A 16,008-nucleotide genomic window follows, 5' to 3' on the forward strand; every position below is an offset into this window, starting at 1 on the left:
ATCTGTTTGTAGAATAAAGAGAATGAAAAACTTACTTTTTTAGTGTAAACCTATTTCAGGATATGACAACTATCCTCTATCTCCTAATCTCTATTCCCTAACTCCTGAAAAAATTAATATTTTTTTAACTATTATTTTTTCGTTACAATTATCTTTCGTACTTTTACGCCCTAAATTTAACTAATTACTAATATTTGTATGGATAAAATGATGTTATATTTACCGTTAGTCCTTGCTATTCTTGGACTTATCTTTATGATTGTGAAGGCTTCGTGGGTGAACAAACAAACCACAGGCAATGAGCGAATGCAAAGTATTTCCAAAAGTATCAAAGAAGGGGCAATGGCATTTCTCAATGCTGAGTACCGCATTTTGGGTATTTTTGTGATTATTGCTTCTATTGCTCTATTTATTGTTTCTCGTATGGTAGAAACTTCTCACTGGCTTATTGTAGTAGCTTTTGTGTGTGGAGCTTTCTTCTCTGCCTTAGCGGGAAATATCGGGATGCGTATTGCTACCAATGCTAATGTACGCACTACCGAAGCGGCTCGCACTAGCTTGCCAAAAGCTTTGAGAGTATCCTTTGGAGGTGGTACTGTAATGGGATTAGGAGTAGCAGGTTTAGCTGTATTGGGCTTGAGCTTGTTCTTCATTCTTTTTGTAAACACTTTTGTAGGAGGAGGCAAACCTTTCTACGACGAAATGACTCTTGTACTCGAAGCCTTAGCTGGTTTCTCACTTGGTGCTGAGTCTATTGCGCTCTTTGCTCGTGTAGGTGGTGGTATTTACACTAAAGCTGCCGATGTAGGAGCTGACCTCGTAGGTAAAGTAGAAGCTGGTATCCCTGAAGACGACCCTCGTAACCCTGCTACTATTGCCGATAATGTAGGTGATAACGTAGGTGACGTGGCTGGTATGGGTGCTGACTTGTTTGGTTCGTATGTGGCTACTGTGCTTGCTTCAATGGTATTGGGTAACTATGTGATTAAAGATATAGCAACTGCCAATGGTGGTGCTTTCACCGATGCTTTTGGTGGTTTAGGTCCTATCTTATTGCCGTTAGTAATTGCTGGTGTAGGTATCATTGCTTCAATTATTGGTACTTTCTGTGTAGGTATCAAAAACAACGATGCTAAAGAAAAACAAGTACAAAGTTCACTAAATACAGGTAACTATGTAGCTTTAGCGCTTACTTTAGTAGCTTGCTATTTCCTTATCAAATATATGTTGCCCGAAACTATCCAAATGAGTTTCTTTGGTGAAGGAGTAAAAGAAATTGCAAGTATCAATGTATTCTACGCAACTATCGTAGGTTTGGCAGTAGGCTTACTCATTTCAGCTATTACTGAACATTTTACAGCTTTGGGTAAAAAACCGGTATTGAATATCGTACGCAATTCATCTACTGGAGCTGCTACCAATATTATTGCAGGTTTAGCTACTGGTATGAAATCTACCTTTGGTTCTGTATTGCTTTTTGCTGTAGCTATTTGGGGGTCTTACTCTTTAGCTGGTTTCTATGGTGTAGCGATTGCCGCATCAGCAATGATGGCAACTACTGCTATGCAATTGGCTATCGATGCTTTTGGTCCTATTGCTGATAACGCTGGTGGTGTAGCCGAAATGAGTGAATTGCCAAAAGAAGTACGTCAACGTACTGATATTTTAGACTCAGTAGGTAATACTACTGCTGCGGTAGGTAAAGGCTTTGCAATTGCTTCAGCTGCACTTACTGCTTTAGCTTTATTCGCTGCTTATGTAACCTTTACAGGTATTTCTGGTATCAATATTTTCAAAGCAAACGTATTAGCTGCTTTGTTTATCGGAGGTATGATTCCAGTAATCTTCTCAGCCTTGGCAATGCAATCAGTAGGGAAAGCTGCTATGGATATGGTGAACGAAGTACGTCGCCAATTCCGCGAAATCCCTGGTATTATGGAAGGTAAAGGTACTCCAGAGTATGGCAGATGTGTAGATATTTCTACCAAAGCTGCTTTACGCGAAATGATGTTACCTGGTGCAATTACTATCATCACTCCTATTATCATCGGTTTTGTGATGGGAGCTGAAGCTCTTGGCGCTTATATGGCTGGTGTAGCTGTATCAGGAGTTGTATGGGCTATCTTCCAAAACAACGCTGGTGGTGCTTGGGACAATGCTAAGAAATCATTTGAAGCAGGTGTTGAAATCAACGGACAAATGACTTACAAAGGTTCTGACGCTCATAAAGCAGCCGTTACTGGTGATACAGTAGGTGACCCATTCAAAGATACTTCAGGTCCTTCAATGAATATCCTTATCAAACTCACTTGCTTGGTAGGTTTAGTAATCGCTCCTATCTTGGGTGGACATACTGCTGATGCTTCAGGTACTCCTATAGAAGCTCAAATCCGTCAAGGTGAAGGTGAGGAAATGATGCCTGTAGACGAAGTAGTAGTAATAGATGGTATGCTTAACGCTGATGGTAACTTCGAGTACAATGTAGGTGATTTATTCCAATTGAGCCTTTTCGATAATACAATGTTAGAAGTAGGTAAAAATTCATCTGAAGCTCACCTCGTGAAATTGATAGAAGATAAAAGTCTTACTACTCCAGAACAATTCAAAGAAAACTGGATTACTTTGGATAGAACTTACTTCAAAACAGGTAGTGATGAACTTACTGAAGGTTCTGAACAACAATTAAAGAACATTGTAGCTATTTTGAAAGCCTATCCTAAGGTGGCTATTCGTTTAGGAGGTTACACTGATAACACAGGTAGCGCTGAAGGTAACTTGAAACTTTCAGAAAGACGTGCTAATTCAGTGCTAAACAAATTAGTAGCATTAGGTGCTAACAAAGCACAATTGAGCGCTCAAGGTTATGGTCAAGAACACCCTATTTGCGAAGCTAACGACACCGATGAGTGCAAAGCTAAAAACAGACGTATTGACATACGTTTGACTGCTAAATAGCAAAATATTTTAGTTACTATATAACCTCAAAAGGGGTGTTTGAGGAAGTTCTTTCCTTGAACACCCTTTTTATAATCACCTAAAAACTATGAAATTACCTTTATTTTTAGCAGCTATATTACTCACTGCTTTGGTAGGCTGCAACGATTCAAAGACTTCAAAAATGACAGAAAACACAGAGAACAATCCGCTATTGGTAGAAAGCACTTTGCCTTATGGTGCTCCCGACTTCTCAAAAATTAAAGACGAGCATTACCGTCCCGCCTTGCTCAAGGGAATGGCTTTGCAAAACGAACGTATTGCTGCTATCGCTAATAGCAACGAAGCGCCTACTTTTGAGAATACGATTATCGCTTTAGAAAAAAGTGGGGTAGAATTTGAGCGTGCTTCAGCGGTATTCAATGCCTTAACTGAGGCAAATACTAATGATACTTTAAAAGTATTGCAAAAAGAACTATCACCTAAGTTTGCCGAACACGCCGATGGCATTCACCTGAACGAAAAACTCTTTGCGCGTATCAAAGCCTTATACGATAAACGTGAGAGCTTGAATTTAGATGCTGAATCGCTTAAATTGTTAGAAAATTACTACGAAGATTTTGTAGTAGCAGGTGCTAACCTATCGGCTACTGATAAAGAAACTCTTAAAAAGTACAATAGTGAGTTAGCTTCTTTAGAAACTGATTTCAACCAAACGCTTTTAGAAGGCTCATTGGCAGCCGCTCAAACTATCAATGGTCAGAAAGTAGCAATTGTGAATACTACTCAGCAACCGCTCCTTAGTGAATTACCCGACCGCAACGCTCGTAAACAATTGTTTGAAGCAAGCTGGAATCGTACTGATGGGGGAGCTCATAATACCAATGATATCCTAAAACGCATTGCTTTACTGCGTGCTAAAAAAGCTGAACTCTTGGGCTTTAAAAATTATGCCGAATGGAGCTTGCAACGCACTATGGCTAAAACTCCTGCTGCTATTGCTCAATTCTTTAAAGATTTAGTGCCTGCTTCAGTAGGTAAAGCCAAAGCAGAAGCTAAAGAAATACAAGCACAAATCGCCAAAACGGGAGGTAATTTTACTTTAGAGCCTTACGATTGGAACTTCTATGCTGAGCAAGTTCGCAAAGCTAAATACGACCTCGATGAGAACGAAATCAAACCTTATTTCGAATTGAAAAATGCTCTTGAAAATGGTGTATTCTATGCAGCTACCAAACTTTATGGCATTACCTTTAAAGAACGCAAAGATATACCCGTATATCACCCCGATGTATTGGTGTATGAACTTTTTGAAGAAGATGGTACGCCATTAGGACTTTTCTATGGCGATTTCTTTGCTCGTGAAAGCAAACGCGGTGGTGCGTGGATGAGCAACTTTGTAAACCAATCGAAGTTATTAGGCACTAAACCTGTTATTTACAATGTGTGCAACTATGTAAAACCTGCCGAAGGTAAACCTGCTTTACTTACTTACGACGAACTTACTACGCTCTTCCACGAGTTTGGTCACGCATTGCACGGTTTCTTTGCTAACCAACAGTATGCAAGTTTATCAGGAACAGCAGTAGCGCGCGATTTTGTGGAGTTCCCTTCACAATTCAATGAGCATTGGGCTTTGTATCCTGAGGTACTTAAAAACTATGCAGTACATTACGAGACTAAACAACCTATTCCACAAGCACTTATTGATAAGATAAAAAAAGCGAGTACCTTCAATGAGGGCTATGCCTTTACAGAAGTTTTGGCTGCTGCCAATTTAGACTTGCAATGGCATACTATTCCTTCAGATACTATCATCAATAATGTAAGTGATTTTGAGAAGAAAGCCCTTGAAAGAACAGGCTTATGGGTGAAAGAAGTGCCCCCGAGATACCGTTCATCTTACTTTGCTCATATTTTTGGCGGAGGCTATGGAGCAGGTTATTACTCTTACCAATGGACAGAAATGCTTTGCCACGATGCCTACCAATGGTTTGAAGAAAATGGCGGACTTACTCGTGCTAATGGACAACGTTTCAGAGATTTGATACTCTCCAAAGGCAATACAATGGATTACGAAAAAATGTATTTAGCCTTCAGAGGGAAAGCTCCTGCTATTGAGCCACTACTCAAAGCACGTGGATTGAAGTAACAAAAAGATTTTTGTATGATTAACAAAGAAACTTTACTACAGAAGTGGCAGGCGTTACCTCCAAACAACTTGATGCGTGATTGGCAAATGGAAATTGCCGAAGTAACCGAAGATAGTGTTACTATAACGATGCCTGTTACCGATAAAGTCACTCAAGTAGATGGGGTGCTGCACGGAGGCGCTACTCTAGCTTTAGCTGAAACAGCAGGTAGCATAGGGGCATATTTACTTTACCGCAATGATGATGAACAGATTCGAGGTATTGAACTCAGTGCTAATCACTTGAGAGCGGGTAGAGTAGGGGATACCCTTTACGCCAAGGCTGTATGTGTGAATGCAGGACGTACGCTCCAACTTTGGGAAATAAAAGTAACAAATCAGGAGGGAAAACTTATTTCTTATTGCAAATTTACCACGATTAGAATTACCCCCTAATATTTAAAACAATGGCTGATTTTATCAAATTATACAACGAAAATCCCAATGAAAAGGAGATTGCTAAGGTAGTGGAAGTGCTTCGCCACGGCGGACTCATTATCTATCCTACTGATACCGTTTACGGTTTGGGCTGTGATATTACCAATACCAAAGCCCTTGAGAAAATTGCTCGCATCAAAGGAGTAAAACTAGAAAAAGCAAACTTTTCATTTGTATGCTCCGATTTAAAAAATCTATCTGACTATGTAAAACAGATAGATACGAGCACTTTCAAACTGTTGAAACGCGCTTTACCAGGTCCTTATACTTTTATAATGCAAGGAAATAACAATCTTCCTAAGGATTTTAAAAAGAAGAAAACCGTGGGGATACGCGTGCCCGATAACACTATTGCGCGTACTATTGTAGAAAAGTTAGGTAATCCTATAGTCTCTACCTCTATTTACGACGACGATGATGTGATTGAGTACACCACCGACCCAGAGCTTATCTTTGAAAAATGGCAAAACCGTGTAGATATAGTTATTGATGGTGGTTATGGTGACAATGTAGCCTCCACTGTCATCGACCTCTCAGGTGACGCACCCGTTGTACTGCGGGAAGGCAAAGGAGATGTTGATATTATTTACTAAACAAAAAATCCAGTATAGTAACTCACTATACTGGATTTTTTGTTATTATCTTGATCAAACTAAGCGTAGAACAATTGCGTAAGCACTGAGTTAGCAAGGATAATCACTATACTCGTCCAAACAAATGAAACCGTACTTGCTTTTCCAACATCTAAAGCGCCCCCTTTCATATAATAGCCGTGATAGGATGGAATAGTAGCCAAGAAAAACGCAAAAACTACTGTTTTAGTGAAGGCGTATACCATACTATAAGGTTTGAAATCGTATTGCACTCCTTGTACAAATTCGGCAGAGGTGGTATAGCCACTCATCACCGCTGATGCCCAACCTCCTAATACCCCTAAGTACATACCTAAGGCGATGAGGAAAGGCATTAACATTAGGGCAACTATTTTTGGGAATATCAAATAATTCACCGAGTTTACCCCCATAATATCAAGAGCATCAATTTGTTCGGTTACGCGCATTGTACCTATGCTGGAAGTGATAAACGAACCAATTTTTCCTGCTAAAATTACTGCTGTAAAGGTAGGAGCAAACTCCAATACAATAGATTGGCGAGTAGCAAAACCTATGAGGTATTTAGGTATAAATGGATTGTCGATATTCAAAGCGGTTTGTACAGCTACTACTCCTCCCACGAAAAAAGAGATAAAAGCTACGATACCTATAGACCCAAAAATGAGGTCGTCTATCTCACGCAATATGAGGTCTTTAGTAATCGACCAACGGGTGCGTTTGCGAAAGACATCATAAAGCATTATAAAATAGCCTCCTACGGCTGCAATGTGTTTCATACGTTGTTTAAATAGCGTTTAATTAGTGTTTAAAGTGTCGTATTCCCGTGAATACCATTCCCATTTGGTGGGCATCACAATAGTCGATACTGGCTTGATCTTTAATAGATCCACCAGGTTGTATTACAGAGCGGATACCTTCGTCGTGAGCGATTTCCACACAATCGGGGAAGGGGAAGAAAGCATCACTTGCCATTACGGCATCACTGAGGTCAAACTTAAATTCTTTAGCCTTTTCGATAGCTTGTTTGAGTGCATCAACACGGCTGGTTTGTCCTGTACCACTTGCGATGAGTTGTTTGTTTTTAGCTAAAACAATAGTATTTGATTTGGTATTCTTACATATTTTAGATGCAAAGAAAAGATCTTCGAGTACCTCAGCTGAAGGTTTCACAGCAGTAACATATTGTACATCAGCTATGCTATCAGTTTTAAGGTCTTTTTCTTGTACTAAATAGCCATTGAGACACGAGCGCACACTAGTAGTAGGCATTTTAGCTTTCTTCTGTACTAAAATAATGCGGTTTTTCTTCTGTTCGAGTATTTTTAGAGCTTCATCACTATAAGAAGGCGCAATGATTACCTCAAAGAACAGCGAGTGAATGGTTTCGGCAGTAGCTGAATCGATTTTTGTATTAGAAATAAGGATACCTCCAAAAGCTGATACGGGGTCGCCTGCGAGCGCATCTTTATAGGCTTCGTGTATCGTTTTACGGGTTGCTACGCCACAAGCGTTGTTGTGTTTTAATATAGCAAAAGTAGGATCATCGCCTACAAATTCAGCCATTAGGTTCACAGCAGCATCTACGTCTAAAAGGTTGTTATATGAAAGTTCTTTGCCGTGCAATTTATCGAAAAGGGCATCGAAATCACCGTAAAATTCTCCTTTTTGGTGAGGGTTTTCGCCATAGCGCAATACTTGTCCGTGGCACTCGTTGATAGCCAGAGTAGGAATTTCTTCGGTTTGGTTGAAGTAGTTGAAGATAGCAGTATCATAGTGAGATGATACACGGAAGGCTTTAGCAGCAAAGGTACGGCGCTGTTCTAAAGTAGTGCTTCCGTGTTTTTCGTCTAAAATCTGCAATAGGTTACCATACTCATCTACAGAGGCTACACAAAGCACATCTTTATAGTTTTTAGCAGCAGCGCGGATGAGTGAAATACCGCCTATATCAATTTTTTCAATAATCTCTTGTTCATTAGCACCGCTTGCCACTGTTTTTTCAAAAGGATATAAATCCACAATCACTATATCGATTTGAGGGATAGCATATTGTTTCATTTCTTCAGTATCCTGCACATTGTCCTGACGATTGAGGATGCCTCCAAAAATTTTAGGGTGGAGTGTTTTCACACGTCCTCCAAAAATGGAGGGATAATCAGTAATACTTTCCACAGGAATTACCTCTACGCCTAATTTTTTGATAAAATCTTCAGTACCCCCAGTAGAGTAGATGGTAATGCCTAAAGTTTTCATTCTGTGAATGATAGGTTCTAATCCTGTCTTGTCAAAAACAGATATTAAAGCAGATTTTGCTTGTTTTGTAGTGCTCATTTGAAAAAAAAGTTTTATTTTTGGCTACAAAAATAGTACTTTTTACCAATACAAAGCAAACAAAAGAGATTAAAATTTGTTAATTTGACAATTTGTCAATTAGCCAATTGGTAAATTGACAAATCAATTCTATATCTTATGAGGAAAGCAGTTTTATTTTGTATTTTTATACTCTTTATAATACAAGGCAAAGCCCAAGATAGTATCCCCTCCCACAGCAATTTGGATTTTTATTTTAGAGGAGGTTTCTTAAGTGAATGGCACAATAAAGTATCCTCCTCTCATTTTCAGTTAGACGAAGCGCGCTTGCATTTCTATGGCAATTACAATGAGTCACTTTCGTATCACATTAGGTTTCGATTGAACAAACCTTTTACTGCTACCTCTTTAGATAATGCTACTTCGGCATTAGATTTTGCTTTTTTGAGTTACCGCTTTGGAGCTTCCAAACGTTGGGAAGTAAGTTTAGGAAAACTATATGCAATGGTAGGCTCTTATGAGTTAGATATACATCCTTTATATGAGTTTATTTATGCTGATCATCTAGGATATATTACGCGTCCTTTTATTGCAGGAGTAAGGTTAGATGTTTTACTTACTGATACTCAAAATATAGGCTTACAATTGCATAACACAGTGAATAATACTTTTGAAAAGCACCTGCAAAACAATGGTTTTAGCACAGCTTCTTTTTCAGCGTCTAAAACACCTATAGGAGCCTATGCGTATTGGCAAGGCAAATTTGCTAAGGGTAAGTTCAATACTCATTATTCTTACAATATTTCACAATTCGCCAATAAATATTACAGTCATTCCATCGCTTTGGGGCATCAGTATAAAAGTGATAGACACAACGCCTATTTAGACCTTATGTATGCCAAAATGGGGGCTGATTATTCGCTGTTGGGCTCTAAAATTATCAGCGATTACGAAGGATTGACAGCTGGTAACTACTTGATGCGCCAAGATATTACCTATAAAGGCATTGTTGGGAGGTACGAATATCTCTTTACAGATTGTTGGAGTGTAGTATTAAAGGCAGGCGCTGAAAGCGTAACGAGTGGCAAAGTACTACAAGGCAATTTGCGTTATAACTATATCTATTCATTAGCAGCTTTATACGCTCCTATCCCTACCCAAAATCTACATTTTTATGTAGCTTATGCAGGGAATACAATTCGCTATCCTTCTGAAATTTTCACAGAAAAAACACAATATCACAGTGTTTCAGCGGGGGCTTATTACAGTCTGCCGCTATTGAAAAATAAGACATTTAGAAATTAATGTAAAAAATACGATATGTTCATTTATCTACAACTATTAAAAGAGAGTTTTAACTTTGCTATCAAGTCACTGCGCGACAACAAGCTCCGCACTTTCCTATCGCTATTAGGTGTGACGGTGGGTATCTTTTCTATTATCTCAGTGTTAGCAGCGGTTGATTCACTCAATAGGAGCATTCAGGAGAGTCTTTCGGGTTTGGATAAGAATATGATCAACCTTTCCAAATATTCTTTTGCGCCCTCGTCTGTGCCTCAGTGGCAACGCTTGAGCTTTCCGCAAGTTACTTATCAGGAATACGAATTTCTCAAACGTGAATTACCTAATACCGAAGCAGTGGTGTACGAGTTATTCGGACTCAATTCGGCGGTGAAGTACGGCGGTAAAACTATTCCCTCAATGTCCGTGCAGGCTACCTCAGCGGGGGTGGAACAGATTAGTGACATTCGTATGGGCAAAGGGCGTTTTTACAACGATGCGGAAGCTAACGCAGGAACGGCAGTAACGATATTAGGCTATGAAGCTGCCGAACAACTCTTTGGAGAAGAAGATCCTCTCGATAAAGAAATACGCGTGTTTGGCAGGCGACTCACGGTTATTGGAGTACTGAAAAAATACGGAGAATTGGGGGGCGGTCCTGATAATAATGCCTATGTAACAGCTAATTTCGTCCGAAGTTTTATGAATACAGGTCCGCAAGGGATGCCCAGTGGGGTCGTACTCAAACCTAAAAAAGGAGTGGATATGGCAGAATATGAAGCCGTATTGCGCCAGAAATTCCGTACTTATCGCGGACTCAAACCTGAGGATATCGACAATTTTTTCCTCAACAAAATCTCCTCGTTTACTGATATGATAGACGAAACCATTGGAATGATGAATGTAGTAGGTTGGATTATTGGGGGCTTTTCTATCTTGGTAGGGGGCTTTGGGATTGCCAATATTATGTTTGTGAGTGTGAAAGAACGCACCAACCTCATCGGGGTACAAAAGTCGTTAGGCGCTAAAAATCAGTTTATTTTATTTCAGTTTTTGTTTGAAGCAGTACTTTTGGCGATTATCGGCGGACTTTTTGGGTTGCTATTCGTATGGTTGCTCACCTTTGTAATCCCGAGTAGTGAAGAAGGTTTTACTTTTATACTATCGTTTAAAAATGTAGCCATAGGTTTGAGTATCTCGTTTGTAGTAGGCTTGCTTTCGGGCATCATTCCTGCTTCCTCAGCAGCACGACTCAATCCTGTAGAAGCCATTCGCATGGGGTCATAATCGTGGCACGATGAGCTTTTTGTATTACAAATTTTGATTACTAAAAAATCTAAAAATGAAAACACTCTTAATCACTTTATTTTCCATCACTTGTCTTTCAGCTCAAGAGTTTATAGGCAAAGATTGGGATATTGATAATTTCTTAGGAGAATTCCCCGATGTAACGGATGTTTATTTTCTAAAAAAACCACGCCAGAAAAATCCTTGTGTAGCTGATAATACGATTCTATTTCGCCCTGATGGTACTTTTTTTCCACCTTGTATAATAGATAAAGATCATTATGATGGTCAATACCAAATGGTGGGGGAAAACTATCTGAAGGTAGCTATTGGCAGTTACTACATTCATAAAGTATCTAATGATGAATTTTATTTTATCAAAAGTACTGGAAACCTCATTACCGATAAACAAAAAGCTAAAAATGCAGAGGCTTTAGCACGCTTTATGAAAATATATAGCCGAAATGGTAAATCACCCAATCCTTCTTTCCAACTGAAAAGTGATGTGCCTAAGGATGAGCGTATTGGCAAACTTGTGCGCAAACTCTTTCACCTTATCTCTTACGAAATCCTCAAAGGTTACCCTAATGATTTTAGTACCCTTTACCTTGTGAAAGACCTAAAAACCAATACCTATTACTACCTGAGAGAGGAATATTATAAAGATAAAGTAACAGTTTATTACTTTACTGAAAAAGACTTAAAACAACGTGCTAAAGAACAGAAAAAACAATGATGAAAACACTTTTTATAACACTCAATTTTCTCTGTATAGGAATGGTTTCCGCCCAAGACCTTATAGGTGCTAAATGGGAGATTAACAACATATTAGGAGATAATGTTAATGAGGAAGATTTTTATATCCTTACAAAACCCGAAAATCCCGATTGGAGTTATGGTGATCACCTACAGTTATCTACCGATGGAAATTTTAAATCGTGGTATTCAGCCCCGTGTGGGAATGATTGTTTTACCACCTCTTATGGTACTTATAAAAAAATCAGTGAGGAATATATTAGTTTCCACATTCAAAAAGTAGAACATTGGGGTGATTGTCGTGATGAAGGGGAGGTAAAAAAGAATAAGACTAACACTTATTATGTGTATAAAAAATCAGAAAGTGAAATCTATCTTCTCAAAACTACAGGCGACCATTCAAAAGATTTACAAAAAGTTACCTATGCAAAAGTATTAGCCGATTACTTTAAGATAATCCTTAACAAAAACTATAGTAGTTTTGGAAATATTACGCTGCCTTCCAAGCTGACTTGGCAACAACGTGCTGATAACTATGCATCACAATACTTAAAACTCACGAACTATGAAATATGTATTACAGGGAGTAATGATTTTTTTATTTCAGTTCATTTAGTAAAAGATTTAGATAAAAACACCTACTATTACATAGTAGAACGCCCTCTAAAAGAAGGTTATGGTTTATTTCATTATACTGAAGATCAAGTAAAAGAATTTAGAGATTACTATGAAAAACACTATGGTAAGAGAAAGTAAGCACTTATTTAGTTGGTGCTATGCTTGGATTATCATAACTTATTCCCTATCTTTGTCGCAACATTTGTAAAAAACAGATAAGATTGTGATCAACTTTACCAAAGTGTGAAACTTTGGCAAAGTGTAGCGATGCAAAAGATTATCTCCCTTTTCGAAAATGCGGACTTAAAACAAGAATAAACAATTAAAAATAAACTAATGGAAACATTCACTTCACCAATTGGGCTTATCGTTATTTTGGCGGTTGTCCTCTTCGTTACTATCTCATCGCTCGTGGCGCGCTACAAACGCTGTCCGTCCGACAAAATTCTCGTAATCTACGGTAAAACGGGCGGTTCATCTGCCAAGTGTATCCACGGGGGTGGTGCCTTTGTATGGCCTGTGATTCAGGATTATGCCTATTTAGATTTGCGTCCGCTTTCTATCGAGGCAAACCTTACCAATGCGCTGAGCCGTCAGAATATTCGCGTAGATGTACCTTGTCGTTTTACAATTGCAATTTCTACCGAAGCAGAGAATATGAACGCTGCTGCCGAACGTCTTTTAGGACTTTCTCCTGAGCAAATTCAAGAGTTAGCAAAAGATATTCTTTTTGGTCAGTTGCGTTTGGTTATCGCTACAATGACTATTGAGGAAATCAATTCCGACCGCGATAAGTTCCTCGAAAATATCTCTAAAAACGTAGATAGCGAACTCAAAAAAATAGGTTTAAAACTCATCAACGTAAACGTAACCGATATCAAAGACGAGTCTGGTTATATTGAGGCTCTTGGTAAAGAAGCGGCTGCCAAAGCCATCAACGAGGCGAAAATCAGTGTAGCTGAACAAGAGAAAATAGGGGAAACAGGTAAAGCTCTTGCCGACCGTGAGAAAGATACCCAAATAGCCGAAACACACCGCGATAGAGATGTGAAAATCGCTATCACTCAAAAAGATAAAGAGATTAGCATCGCCGAGGCTAAGAAAGATGAAACTGTAGGGATTGCCGAAGCTAAGAAGTTTGAGTCTATTGGTAAAGCAGAAGCCGACCGTGATAGTCGTATCAAAATTTCAGAAGCCAATGCCTTGGCTATCAAAGGGGAAAACGAGGCTAAAATTGCGATTGCTAACTCCGAAGCCTTGCGCCGTGAAAAAGAAGCCGAATCGTTGCGTATTGCTATTTCGGCTGAAAAAGTACAACAAGCTAAAGCCTTAGAAGAAGCCTATTCAGCTGAAGAAAAAGCTGAAACTGCTCGTTCTGAACGCGAACGTGCTACCCAAGTGGCAAATATCATTGTCCCTGCTGAAATTGACAAACAGCGCGCTATTATCGAGGCACAAGCCGAAGCTGAACGCCTCCGCGAGAAAGCTAAAGGGGAAGCCGATGCTATTTATGCTAAAATGGAAGCTGAGGCAAAAGGTCTCTTCCAAATCCTTACCAAACAAGCTGAAGGTTATAAAGATGTGGTTAGTGCAGCAGGAGGCGACCCTACCAAGGCATTCCAATTGCTCCTTATCGAGAAGTTGCCTGAACTCGTTAAAACCCAAGTGGAAGCTGTTAAGAATATCAAAATCGATAAGATTACAGTATGGGATTCTGGCAAAGGTGAAGATGGCAATAACTCTACTGCCAATTTCGTATCGGGGATGATGAAAACTGTCCCACCTCTCAACGACCTCTTCAATATGGCAGGATTGAACCTTCCTACTTACTTGGCTAAAGAAGGAAAACAAATTACGAATGATGAGGGACGAATTACGAATGACGAGAAACAACAAACGAATAATGCGTAGATGAAACAGTTTATTACCTATATTTTATTGTTTAGTTCAGCTTTTGTGTTAGCGCAAAAAGCGCAGTTCGCTAATGCTAAACTCGATGCAGCTACAGTATATTTCAATTCAGCTGAACTTACTCATTATTTTAGTGCGAACCTCAACAAGGGTACGAATGAAATTGTAGTGAAAAACGTTGCTAATAGACTGAATGAGAATACACTTCGCATTGTAGCTCCTAAAAATGTAACGGTACTTTCGGCTCAATTTACCACTCAGTATACTACTGATGGTGACAACCTCTTGCCCAAATCGAAACAAGTGAAAGATAGTATCGACTTGCTGACTTCTCAAATCGATAAACTCAGCAACCAAATTGCTGCTGAAAAGCAGGTGGTAGAGCTTATCAAAGAAAACAAATCGGTGTTAGGAGGTGGTACGGGACTCAATGTAGCTGAGTACGCTAAGTTTCTCGACTATTCAAAGGATAAGATGACCACTTCTCTCGACAAAATAGATACGATGACTGATAAGCAAAACAAATTGCGCAGTCTTCGTTACAATTTGGAACAATGCCTTAAAGGAGAAGTTACTAAAGAAGAAACACTCTCCGATGGCAAATTGGTGTTGCAAGTAATGGTTGATGCTCCTGTTAAAGCCGATTTCAGTGTGAGTTATATAACCCCCAATGCGTCGTGGGTGCCTTTTTACGATCTGCGTGCTGACAATATCTCTCAACCAATCAATTTGGTGTATAAGGCGCAAGTGCGACAAAACACAGGGGTAGATTGGAAGCATATCAAACTGAGTCTTTCCAGTGGTAATCCTAATCAAAACAATCAGTTTACGCTACTAAAAGCGTGGTATCTCTATTTTGGCAGGCGATATGATGACAACTATGACTACGTGAGAGCTAATGTTTATCGTTCAGGAGCAGTAAAAAAAGAAGCAATGGTAGAACAGATACAAGAAGAAGCTACTATTTCCAATTATACAAATCTAAACGAAAATCAACTCAATACCTCGTTTGAGATTACTACGCCTTATGATATACTCTCTAACAACAAAGAGCATAGTGTATCACTCAAAGAACTTAAAATCAAAGCTAAATATGAGTACTACACTGCACCGCGCATAGATAATGGGGTGTATTTGGTAGCTTCAGTTGACGATTATTCGCAGTATAACCTGCTTACTGGTCAGGCAAATGTGATTTTTGAAGATATGTATGTAGGCAAAACACTGATAGACCCTAATCAAACCTCAGAGAGTATGCAACTCACTATGGGTAATGATAAGAAGATAAGTGTAAAACGCGAAAAAATAGCTGACAAATCGGCAACTAAGTTTATTTCCAGCTATAAAGAGCAGACTTTTACTTACGAAATTACCGTTAAGAACAATAAAAAAGAGGCTATAGACCTGAAACTAAAAGATCAATATCCACTTACCACTGATGATAAGATACAAATAGAACTTTTAGAAGCCTCAAAAGCTGAAGTGAATAAGGAAACGGGTATACTCACTTGGGATACCAACCTCAAAGCAGGTGAAACTAAAAAATTCCGCATTAGCTATAAGGTAAAATACCCTAAGAATGAAGTAATCGGAAATTTGTAATGACGAAATACGAATGACGAGTTACAAAAAAGCAGTTGGATACTTATTTTATCCAACTGCTTTTTA

General features: G+C 39.0%; 12 protein-coding genes. 10 read left to right on the forward strand and 2 right to left on the reverse strand.

Going from position 1 to position 16,008, the window contains the following annotated elements; genetic code table 11:
• The first annotated feature begins 198 nt into the window (after nt 1-198).
• The 4 genes from Q0162_RS06870 (at nt 199) to Q0162_RS06885 (ending at nt 6,156) form a co-directional block, all read left to right on the forward strand.
• Complete coding sequence (locus Q0162_RS06870; protein ID WP_095897776.1) at nt 199-2,955, forward strand: sodium-translocating pyrophosphatase; 2,757 nt, start codon at nt 199-201, stop codon at nt 2,953-2,955.
• A gap of 88 nt (nt 2,956-3,043) precedes the next feature.
• The gene (locus Q0162_RS06875; protein WP_297890631.1) at nt 3,044-5,086 is read left to right on the forward strand and encodes a M3 family metallopeptidase; all 2,043 of its coding nucleotides are present in this window, start codon (nt 3,044-3,046) and stop codon (nt 5,084-5,086) included.
• A gap of 18 nt (nt 5,087-5,104) precedes the next feature.
• Nucleotides 5,105-5,521 carry a PaaI family thioesterase gene (locus Q0162_RS06880; RefSeq protein ID WP_314551917.1) on the forward strand — a complete coding sequence of 139 codons (417 nt, stop codon included), beginning with the start codon at nt 5,105-5,107 and terminating at the stop codon, nt 5,519-5,521.
• An 11-nt stretch (nt 5,522-5,532) separates the two neighbouring features.
• On the forward strand, nt 5,533-6,156 hold the full coding sequence (locus Q0162_RS06885; protein ID WP_095900809.1) for an L-threonylcarbamoyladenylate synthase: 624 nt from the start codon (nt 5,533-5,535) through the stop codon (nt 6,154-6,156).
• Nucleotides 6,157-6,215: 59 nt separating this feature from the next.
• On the opposite strand, the gene Q0162_RS06890 is transcribed toward Q0162_RS06885, so the two are convergent.
• On the reverse strand, nt 6,216-6,953 hold the full coding sequence (locus tag Q0162_RS06890; RefSeq protein ID WP_009412167.1) for an ABC transporter permease: 738 nt from the start codon (nt 6,951-6,953) through the stop codon (nt 6,216-6,218).
• A 22-nt stretch (nt 6,954-6,975) separates the two neighbouring features.
• A complete protein-coding gene (gene purH / locus Q0162_RS06895; protein WP_297890634.1) occupies nt 6,976-8,508 on the reverse strand; it encodes a bifunctional phosphoribosylaminoimidazolecarboxamide formyltransferase/IMP cyclohydrolase in 1,533 nt (510 codons plus the stop codon).
• A 138-nt stretch (nt 8,509-8,646) separates the two neighbouring features.
• On the opposite strand from purH, the gene Q0162_RS06900 reads away from it, so the two are divergent.
• The 6 genes from Q0162_RS06900 (at nt 8,647) to Q0162_RS06925 (ending at nt 15,942) form a co-directional block, all read left to right on the forward strand.
• Nucleotides 8,647-9,792 carry a porin gene (locus Q0162_RS06900; protein WP_297890635.1) on the forward strand — a complete coding sequence of 382 codons (1,146 nt, stop codon included), beginning with the start codon at nt 8,647-8,649 and terminating at the stop codon, nt 9,790-9,792.
• A gap of 15 nt (nt 9,793-9,807) precedes the next feature.
• Nucleotides 9,808-11,055 (forward strand): ABC transporter permease, encoded by a 1,248-nt coding sequence (locus Q0162_RS06905; protein WP_297890636.1) that lies wholly within the window; start codon nt 9,808-9,810, stop codon nt 11,053-11,055.
• 55 nt (nt 11,056-11,110) lie between these two features.
• On the forward strand, nt 11,111-11,791 hold the full coding sequence (locus Q0162_RS06910) for a hypothetical protein (protein ID WP_297890637.1): 681 nt from the start codon (nt 11,111-11,113) through the stop codon (nt 11,789-11,791).
• Nucleotides 11,788-12,567, forward strand: a complete 780-nt coding sequence (locus Q0162_RS06915) for a hypothetical protein (protein ID WP_297890638.1) — start codon at nt 11,788-11,790, stop codon at nt 12,565-12,567. Before Q0162_RS06910 ends, Q0162_RS06915 begins: the two co-directional genes overlap by 4 nt.
• A gap of 198 nt (nt 12,568-12,765) precedes the next feature.
• The gene (locus Q0162_RS06920; protein ID WP_297890639.1) at nt 12,766-14,340 is read left to right on the forward strand and encodes a flotillin family protein; all 1,575 of its coding nucleotides are present in this window, start codon (nt 12,766-12,768) and stop codon (nt 14,338-14,340) included.
• Nucleotides 14,341-15,942, forward strand: a complete 1,602-nt coding sequence (locus tag Q0162_RS06925) for a DUF4139 domain-containing protein (RefSeq protein ID WP_297890640.1) — start codon at nt 14,341-14,343, stop codon at nt 15,940-15,942.
• Nucleotides 15,943-16,008: the final 66 nt, after the last annotated feature.

Origin of the sequence: uncultured Capnocytophaga sp. (genome assembly GCF_937936315.1) — a bacterium.
Classification (GTDB): domain Bacteria; phylum Bacteroidota; class Bacteroidia; order Flavobacteriales; family Flavobacteriaceae; genus Capnocytophaga.